This window comes from Amycolatopsis sp. (assembly GCF_025464955.1).
GTDB lineage: Bacteria > Actinomycetota > Actinomycetes > Mycobacteriales > Pseudonocardiaceae > Amycolatopsis.
On sequence record NZ_JAODNM010000164.1, the window covers coordinates 1 to 8,725 of the forward strand.

Annotated in this window: 7 protein-coding genes and 2 pseudogenes; 6 read left to right on the plus strand and 3 right to left on the minus strand. The window is 68.6% G+C overall.

What is annotated here, in order from left to right; genetic code table 11:
- The 3 genes and pseudogenes from JWQ81_RS45215 to JWQ81_RS41485 form a co-directional block, all read right to left on the minus strand.
- Window positions 1-124: pseudogene (locus JWQ81_RS45215) on the minus strand (transposase); the annotation flags it as partial.
- 27 nt (window positions 125-151) lie between these two features.
- Entirely contained in the window at window positions 152-817 is a 666-nt protein-coding gene (locus JWQ81_RS41480; RefSeq protein WP_297550739.1) for a response regulator transcription factor, read from the minus strand.
- Window positions 814-2,043, minus strand: a complete 1,230-nt coding sequence (locus tag JWQ81_RS41485; protein WP_297550741.1) for a histidine kinase — start codon at window positions 2,041-2,043, stop codon at window positions 814-816. Before JWQ81_RS41485 ends, JWQ81_RS41480 begins: the two co-directional genes overlap by 4 nt.
- Before the next feature lie 204 nt (window positions 2,044-2,247).
- Between JWQ81_RS41485 and JWQ81_RS41490 the strand changes: the two genes are divergently transcribed.
- From JWQ81_RS41490 to JWQ81_RS41515, 6 genes and pseudogenes are all read left to right on the plus strand, one after another.
- Complete coding sequence (locus JWQ81_RS41490) at window positions 2,248-2,790, plus strand: hypothetical protein (RefSeq protein ID WP_297550744.1); 543 nt, start codon at window positions 2,248-2,250, stop codon at window positions 2,788-2,790.
- A 45-nt stretch (window positions 2,791-2,835) separates the two neighbouring features.
- Window positions 2,836-4,104 (plus strand): MFS transporter, encoded by a 1,269-nt coding sequence (locus JWQ81_RS41495; RefSeq protein WP_297550746.1) that lies wholly within the window; start codon window positions 2,836-2,838, stop codon window positions 4,102-4,104.
- Window positions 4,105-4,125: 21 nt separating this feature from the next.
- The gene (locus JWQ81_RS41500) at window positions 4,126-6,561 is read left to right on the plus strand and encodes a glycoside hydrolase family 3 N-terminal domain-containing protein (RefSeq protein ID WP_297550748.1); all 2,436 of its coding nucleotides are present in this window, start codon (window positions 4,126-4,128) and stop codon (window positions 6,559-6,561) included.
- Window positions 6,558-7,052, plus strand: coding sequence for a hypothetical protein (locus JWQ81_RS41505; protein WP_297550750.1), 495 nt, complete (start codon window positions 6,558-6,560; stop codon window positions 7,050-7,052). The genes JWQ81_RS41500 and JWQ81_RS41505 overlap by 4 nt, the downstream gene beginning before the upstream one ends.
- A 27-nt stretch (window positions 7,053-7,079) precedes the next feature.
- Window positions 7,080-8,303 (plus strand): family 1 glycosylhydrolase, encoded by a 1,224-nt coding sequence (locus JWQ81_RS41510; RefSeq protein WP_297550753.1) that lies wholly within the window; start codon window positions 7,080-7,082, stop codon window positions 8,301-8,303.
- A 253-nt stretch (window positions 8,304-8,556) separates the two neighbouring features.
- Window positions 8,557-8,725, plus strand: a pseudogene (locus tag JWQ81_RS41515) (integrase core domain-containing protein); the annotation flags it as partial.

Consider the following 8,725-nt stretch of genomic DNA (forward strand, 5'->3'; position numbering starts at 1 on the left):
GCGCCGGCTCATCATCAGCATGATCTTGCCGGTACTTCGTGACCCAGTCCCCCAGGGTCTGCTCCCCGATACCGAACTCGCGGGCGACCTGAGCGATCGGACGGGACGTCTCGATCACCATCTTCGCCGCTTGAGCGGCTCAGTCGCAGTACTAGGACAGGTTGTGTTCGCGGGCATAGCGCCTCGCGGCAGCGCGGTCAGCTGAACCTGTTTTGGCGAAGATGCGGTTGATATGACTCTTGACGGTGTGGCTGCTGAGGACAAGCTCGGTGGCGATGGCCGGGTTGGTCTTGCCTCGCGCAATCATCATCAGGATTTCCGCTTCGCGGCGGGTCAGGCCGTCCGGCAACGGCTCCGGTGGCGCGGGAACGGCGCCACCGCCGGAGCCGGTGGCGTTGAGCAGCACCGCTTGGACATCCGGGTCGAGGGCGGCGTAGCCAGCGACCGCGCCGCGCAGGGCATGCGCGATCTCCTCCCGGCTGGCGTCCTTGGTGAGGTAGCTGCGCGCGCCGGCCCGCAGCGCGGCGAGCACGGAGGTGTCATCCACGTAGGTGGTGAGGACGACGATGGCGACGTCCGGGTGGTGCTCGACGAGTTGCCGGGTGGTCTCGATGCCGTCGAGTTCGGGCATGTGCAAGTCGAGCAGGATGGCATCGGGACGGTGCGTGGTGACCTGATCCAGGGCTTGGTGGCCGTTGGCCGCGGAGCCGACCACGTCGATGTCGGGGAGCAGCCCGAGCAGCAGCACGAGCCCTTCGCGGACACTGGCCTGATCGTCGGCGATCACGATCCGCAGCGGGGCGGGGGCGCCGGTCACCGGGGTACCCGGGCGCCGACGGTCCAGGAGCCATCGTGGGCGCCCGCGGTCAGCGTGCCGCGCAGCAGCATGAGCCGTTCGCGCATACCGGTCAAACCGTAGCCTCCGTTGACGCTTTCGAGATCGGGGCTCGTCCTGGTGGCGGAGTCGCCCAGGGAGTTGGTCACGGTCAGGGTAGTGCTGACGTCGCCATAGCCGAGGTGGATGTCGATGGGCTGTTGGGGGGCGTGTTTGGCGGCATTGACCAGTGCTTCCTGGGCGGTGCGGACGAAGGCGAGGTCACAGTCCACGCTGAGCGGTCGCTGCTCACCGTCCACCCGGACTGTGACCGGAGTGTGGTGGCGGCGCTCGTGTGCCGCGCTGAGTTCCGCCAGGCCGTCGGGCAGTGCCGGGGTGTCGGCGCGCAGTGCGTGTACGGCGCGGCGTGTCTCGGTCAGGCCGTCCTTGGCCAGCCGGTGGGCCTGGTCGAGCAGGTCGAGTGCGCGGTCGATGTCGCGTTGATCGGTAAGTACGGCACTGGCGGCCCGCACCTGCACGCCGAGGGCGCCGAGGGAGTGCGCGAGGACGTCGTGGATCTCGCGGGCGATGCGGTTGCGTTCGTGCAGAGTGGCGATCTGGTCCTGCTCGACGCGGAGTTGTTCGGCGTTGGCCAGCAGGGCGGCGGACTGCTCGGCCTGGACGCGGTAGGAGCGGCGGTTGTAGCCCAAGAGGAGGCCCACCAGCAGGATCAGCGGGTAGCCGATGGTGATCCAGGAGCTGGTGCCCTCGATGAGAATCGTGGTCTCCGCCGCGAGCACGCCGAGGCCGGCGATGGTCCAGCCGGCGGTGACGCTGGCGTCGCTGCCGGCCGAGATGGTGGCGATGAGACCGAGGACGACCAGCGAGCCGCCGCTGGGGGCAACGGACGCGATGCCGCAGACCACGGTGACCGTGGCCAGGGCGTAAGCCAGCAGCCGGGTGAGGCCCGGATGGTCGGTGGCGGGATTTTCGATGAGCGCCCAGAGACCCACCATCAGGCCGGCCACGACGAACGCGATGATCACCGAGGGCGGTATGACCTGCTCAGAGAACACGAACAGGCCGACGCCGACCAGCGCCCCGGCCCGCACAGCCCAGGTGATCCGCCGCATCATGTGCTCAGTATCGCTGGTCATGGCGGCGGCGCGACCCGGTGTCCGGGTGCCGGATTCGGTCGTGGTGCTCTCGCGATCAGCTGGTCCACGCACTCCATCACGGTAGGGCGTTCCAGACGGGGAGACATCAACCCGGAAGTGGACTCCCGGTATGAGGCCGGTACGGATTCCCGCCCTCGCCCTCATACCGGGGTCATACCGGAAACCGGAGGGAAACCGTACCGGCGGTCTGATGCCCTGCGGGCAGCCGCGCGTGAGTCTGGAAAGGACGAAACACCAGTCCACCAGGAGCGCACAATGTCCACACTGACCCAGGCAGAGCTCATCAACGTGGCGGTGCTGGCCGCGGTGCTGCAGGCCGATCTCGGCAGCCGTCGCACGCTCACCGTATACCGGCTGCTGCGGCCGATCCTCCTGGCCGCGCTGATCGTTCCGCTGTTCCTGCAAGAGGTCACCACCCACGGCAACGGCCTGACCCTGGAGATCGCCGGTGCCGCGGCCGGCGCGGTCGGCGGCCTGATCGCCTTGACGTTGTTGCGGGTCTACCCCGACCCGGCCACCGGCAGGAACGTCACGGCCGCCGGCTGGGGCTACGCATCGCTGTGGGTGGTGGTCATCGGTGCCCGCGCGGCGTTCTCCTACGGCACCACCCACTGGTTCCCCGAGCAGCTCGGCCGCTGGCTGATCGACAACCACATCGCCCCGGCCGCGATCACCGACGCCCTGATCTTCATGGCCGTCGCGATGCTGCTCACCCGCACCGTCGGGCTGGCGATCCGGTCCCGTGCGGTCACCACCGCCCAGCGCCAGGCCTCGAGCGAGGACCTGTCCCAGGTCTGAAGCGCTCACGACGAGTCCTCAACGACGAGGGAGTGAAGGTGCGAAATGGCGAGTGTGCCCGGCGGAACCGCGGCGGCATCGGCACTGACCGACGAGCCGGTACCCCTCCGCGGCCGGCTGCTGACCCTGATGATCTCGATGTTCGTGGCCAACCTCGGCACCTTTCTGGTCTGGGGCGCCGGGCCGCTGCTGCTGGCCGTGCAGACACAGAACATCGACAGCGCGCACAAAGCGGGCAACCTCGCCGCTGTCGCCACCACGGGGGCGTTGACGGCGATGGTGGCAGGACCGCTCGCCGGGCGGGTGTCCGATCGCACGCGCAGCCGCTTCGGGCGGCGCACACCGTGGATGGTGGTCGGTGGGCTGGTCGGTGGCCTGGCGATGATCGGGGTCGGTTCGGCGAACACCGTGGTACAGCTCGCGCTCGCTTGGGCGATCGTCAACGTCGGCTACAACTTCGCTCTCGGCCCGCTCAGCGCCGTGTTCCCCGACCGGGTGCCGCCGGCCGTGCGAGGCAAGTTCTCCGCGGTCACCGGACTGGGCCTGACGCTGGGGGCCACGCTGGGCGCGGTCATCGGCGCCCGGTTCGCCTCGGCGACCTACGCCGGATACCTGCTTTTCGGCGGGATTTCGCTGGTGCTGCTGGTGTTGTTCGTCGTGTTCAACCCGGACACTTCGACCAAGGGCCTGCCGAGGGCACCGTTCTCGCCAATGGCGTTCCTGCAGTCCTTTTGGGTGAGTCCACGCCGCTACCCGGACTTCGCGTGGGGCTTCGCCGGGCGCATCCTGCTGTACCTGGGCTACTTCCTGGTCCACACCTATCTGCTCTACATCCTGCAGGACTACATCGGCCTGGGGGACAAGGCGATCCAAGTGGTGCCGTTGCTGGCCGGGATTGGTTTAGCGGGCTTGATCGTGGGTTCGCTGACCGCCGGTCTGCTCTCGGATCGATGGGGACGGCGGCGGGTTCCCGCTGTGGTCGCCGGTGTGATCATGGCCGTGGCACTGGCCATCCCGTTCAGCTGGCCCACGCTGGCGGGCATGGTCGCCTACGCCGCCACCGCGGGTGTGGGCGTTGGTGCCTACGCCTCGGTGGACACAGCTTTGATGAGCCAGGTGCTGCCTTCGTCGGCGGATTTCGCCAAGGACTTGGGCGTGCTCAACATCGCTTCCACCCTGCCGCAGACGCTGGCACCCGCACTTGCCGGCCTGATCGTCGTCGAGCTGGGCGGTTATGCCGCGCTGTTCCCGGTCGGGATCGTGCTGGCCCTGGCGGGCTCGTTCGCGGTCCTGCGGATCAAGTCGGTGCGCTGAGAAATGTCGAAAGGATTCCCCATGTCTGAGGCCGACACCCGAACGCCGCTGCAGCGAGCCGACGCGCTGCTGGCGAGAATGACCGTCGAGGAGAAGGTCCGGCAGCGCGGCTGCTGCTTCCCGCTGACCCTGCTCGGCCACGACAGCGAACTCGACGAGCCGGCGCTGCACCAGCGGTTGTCCCAGGGGATCGGGCACGTCGCGCCGCTGACCCTCTATGGGTACAAACCACCGGCAGTGGCCGCGCGGCTGGCCGGCCAGATCCAACGGTTCCTGGTCGAAAACACCCGGCTGGGCATTCCCGCGATCTTCCACAACGAGGGCCTCAACGGCGTCCTTGCCCCGCAGTGCACCGTCTTCCCGACGGCCATCGGGCTGGCCGCCACCTGGAACCCCGACGCCGTACGGCGCTTGGCCGGCGTCGTCGCGCGAGCGATGCGCGCGATCGGCCAGCACCAGGCGCTCTCGCCGGTCATGGACGTGGCGCGTGACGCTCGCTGGGGTCGGGTCCACGAAACCTACGGCGAAGACCCTTACCTGGTCTCGGCGTTCAGCGTCGCCTACGTCCAGGGGTTGCAGGGCGAGGACCTGACCGAGGGGGTGCTGGCGACCGGGAAACACTTCCTCGGCTACGCCGCCGGCGAAGGTGGTCTCAACCTGGCCGGCACGCGGATCGGTGCCCGCGAACTCTACGAGGTCTACGCCCGCCCGTTCGAGGCCGCCATCCACCTGGCCGGTCTCGGCTCGGTCATGAACTCCTACGCCGAGGTGGACGGCATCCCGGCCGGAGCATCCCGGGCGGTGCTGACCGGACTGCTCCGCGAGCGGCTCGGGTTCACGGGCACAGTTGTGTCCGACTACGGCACGATCCCGATGCTCGTCGACCGCCAACACGTGGCCCGCGACACCACCGAAGCCGCGATCCTCGCGTTGACCGCCGGACTGGATGTCGAACTGCCGACCACCGTCGGCTACGGCAGCGCGTTCGCCGACGCGGTCACCGCCGACCGCGTCGCGACCGACGCACTCGATGACGCGGTCCGGCGGGTGCTGCACGATAAATTCGCCCTCGGCCTGTTCGAGCGCCCCTACCCCTGCGAGGACCCGATCGTCATCACTCGAACCGCCCGCGACGGCGCGGACCTCGCCGCGGAACTGGCTCGCCAGTCGATCACCCTGCTCGCCAACGACCACGGGCTGCTGCCGCTGTCCCGGGACATCACCCGGATCGCGATCGTCGGCCCGCACGCCGACGACGTCACCGGCGCGTTCGGCGCCTACACCTACCCCGGATCAGTGGCGATGATGCGCGCTCTGGCCGCCGGCCAGGGCGCCACCATGCAAGGGCTGGACTCTTCCGACGATTTCCTGTCACCGGGGGCGCTGACCGCCATAGGTCGCGAACTGCGCCCCGTGCTGGCACAGACCCCCGGGGACTGGATCCGAGCGGACTACCCGACCTGTTCGCTCGCGGACGCGATCCGTGCGCTCGCGCCTACGGCGACCGTCACCGTCGTGCCGGGGGCCGGCGTGCTCGATGACGAACCCGGCGACATCCGCGCCGCTGTCGCCGCGGCCCGCGACGCCGATGTCGTGATCGCCGCGCTCGGTGGGCGCTGTGGCTGGTTCCACGGGCCGCTGACCGAAGGCGAAGGCATTGACACCGCCGACATCGACCTCCCGGCTTGCCAGGTCGAGCTGGTGACCGCGGTCGCGGCGACCGGCACCCCGGTCGTCGGCGTCGTCCACACCGGACGCCCGATGGCCCTCACCGGCATCGGCGAGCACGTGGCGGCTCTGGTGTGGGCCGCTTACGGCGGCCAGGAGCAGGCTGCCGCGATGGCCGACGTCCTGTTCGGGGTGGTCAATCCCGGTGGGAAATTGCCCTACAGCATTCCCCGGCACTCCGGGCAGGTACCGATCCACCATGCGCAGCAGGCCAACAGCGGCTACCGCGGCGCGGGCTACCGGGACATGCCGAGCACCCCACTGTTCGCGTTCGGCCACGGCCACAGCTACACCACGTTCGGCTACACCGACCTGACCGTGTCCCCGCAGAGCGTCGACACGGACGGCACGCTCACCATCTCGGTCCAGGTCACCAATACCGGCGACGTCGCGGGGGACGAGGTCGTGCAGCTCTACGTGCACGACGACGCCACTGGGGTGGTGCGGCCGGCCCAGGAGCTGGCCGGGTTTCACCGCCTGTGCCTCGCACCCGGAGCGGCCAGGCAGGTGCGATTCACCCTGCCGCTGACCCAGCTCGGCTACCTGGACCCGGCTGGACGGTTCGTGCTCGAACCCGGCCCGATCCAGGTGATGGTCGGCGCCGCCTCCGACGACATCCGCGGCACCGCGACCGTCGAGATCACCGGTCCGTTCCGCGAACTGACCGGCCACCGCACCTACCTCGGTATCGCCACCGCGGTGCCGGTACCGGAAGGAGCGAAGGCATGAACCCCCAGGACGCCCTCACCCACCTCCCGGTCAATCTGGTCAACTACGGCGTCGGCACGCTGGTACTGATCTGGATCATCCGCGAGCAGGTACGCCGGAAACCGGTCAACCAGAAGAGGGTCCTTGGCATCGTCCTGTCGGTGATCGGCCTGCTGGAGACTTTGTCCTTCATCCAGCACACCCCGGTCAAGGCCCTCGACCTCGGCCTCACCGTGCTAAGCCTCGTGGTCGGCAGCGTGCTGGCCGTGATCCGCGCGCACACCATCCGCATCTGGTCCGAGGGGTACGGCGGCCAACGGGTCGTGCTGCAGCAGGGCAATTGGCTGACCGCGCTGCTGTGGATCGTCGGCATCGGCCAGCACCTCGTGCTCGACGCCGTCGCTACACCGGAGCTCGGGTCGAGCACCCTGTTGCTCTACTTCGGACTGATCATCGTCGCTCAGCGCCGGATCGTGCTCATGCGGGCCACCGCCCGCCACCTCATCCCTTGAACACCGCTGACCACAAAGGAGCTTCCGTTGCCCGATTCCAGCGCCATTCCCGCGTTCCCCCAAGGTTTCCTGTGGGGCGCGTCCACCTCAGCCCATCAGATCGAGGGCAACAACACCGCCAGCGACTGGTGGTACACGGAACACGATGGCAGTGGCCTGCTCACCGAACCAAGCGGCGACGCCGTGGACAGCCTCCACCGCTGGCCGGAGGACATGGATCTGCTCGCCGGCGCCGGGTTCACCGACTACCGCTTCAGCATCGAATGGGCCCGCGTCGAACCCGCCGAAGGCGCCTTCTCGCAGGCCATGCTCCGGTTCTACCGCGCGATGGTCGACGGAGCGCTCGAACGCGGCCTGCGGCCCCTGCTGACCCTGCACCACTTCACCTCACCGCTGTGGTTCACCGCTCGCGGTGGCTGGGCCGCGCCCGATTCCGCGGACTACTTCACCCGCTATCTGGCCGCACTCGCCCCCGTCCTCAGTGACGACGTCGAATACGTATGCACGATCAACGAACCCAACATCCTCGCTGTCTTCAGCCACCTCAAATCCACCGGCGTCGCGAACCTGCCCCACGGCATGCCCGAACCCGATCCGGCAGTCGCGGCCGGTCTGATCAGGGCACACCACGCCGCCCGCGCCCAGTTGCGCGAACAACATCCGCGGCTGAAGGTCGGGTGGTCCGTGGCCATGCTGACCTACCAGCCCGAACCCGGAGCCGAAGTCGCCGCCACCGCCTACGCCCAGCCCCGGCAGACCGTCTTCCTGGAAGCCGCCCGTGACGACGACTGGCTGGGCGTGCAGTCCTACACCCGGACCCGCATCGGCTTGGACGACCACGGCCAAGCCATCGAACTCGGCCCGCCCGCCGGCGCACGCTGTACCCTGACCGGCTGGGAGTACTACCCCGACGCCCTCGGCCACGCCGTCCGCGACGCCCACCGGATCTCCGGTGGGATTCCCCTGATCGTGACCGAAAACGGCATCGCCACCGACGACGACACTCTCCGCGTCGACTACACCGCAGGGGCCCTGCAGGCGCTTCACGCGGTGATGGACGAGGGCGTCCAGGTGCGGGGTTACTTCCACTGGAGCCTGGTGGACAACTACGAATGGGGCAGCTACACGCCGACCTTCGGTCTCGTCGCCGTCGACCGGGACACCTTCGGACGCCGAGCCAAGCCATCCCTGACTTGGCTCGGCGGGATAACTCGCGGCGCCAACCCTGACACAGTCGCCTCGACGACATAGGCGGGTCGGGCAGGGAATCGCCGAGTGTCCTAGTACTGCGACACCGGGTGCCGCCGCGGCCGGCCGGAGCGGCACCCAGGTCGTGTTGGAGTGGACGTCGCGCAGGCACGGCCCAGCAACGATCCCGTCGGTCTCCGCCCCTCTACTGATTTTGGCGCACCTATCTTGAGCGCCGGCAACAGCGGTCGGGACAGCCCCGCTCGGGATAACCGCGGACTCGGGATAATCGCTGTTATCCGGACTCCCGGATAACTCGGAGTCACTGTTCAAGACCCTGAAGTACGGTCCGGAATTCCCCCGAACGCTTCGGATCACTGTCGGAGGCGAGACGATTCATGGACGAATTCACCCAGTGGTACAACCACGAACACCGACACACCGGAATCGGCCTGCACACGCCCGCTGACGTCCACTTCGGCCTG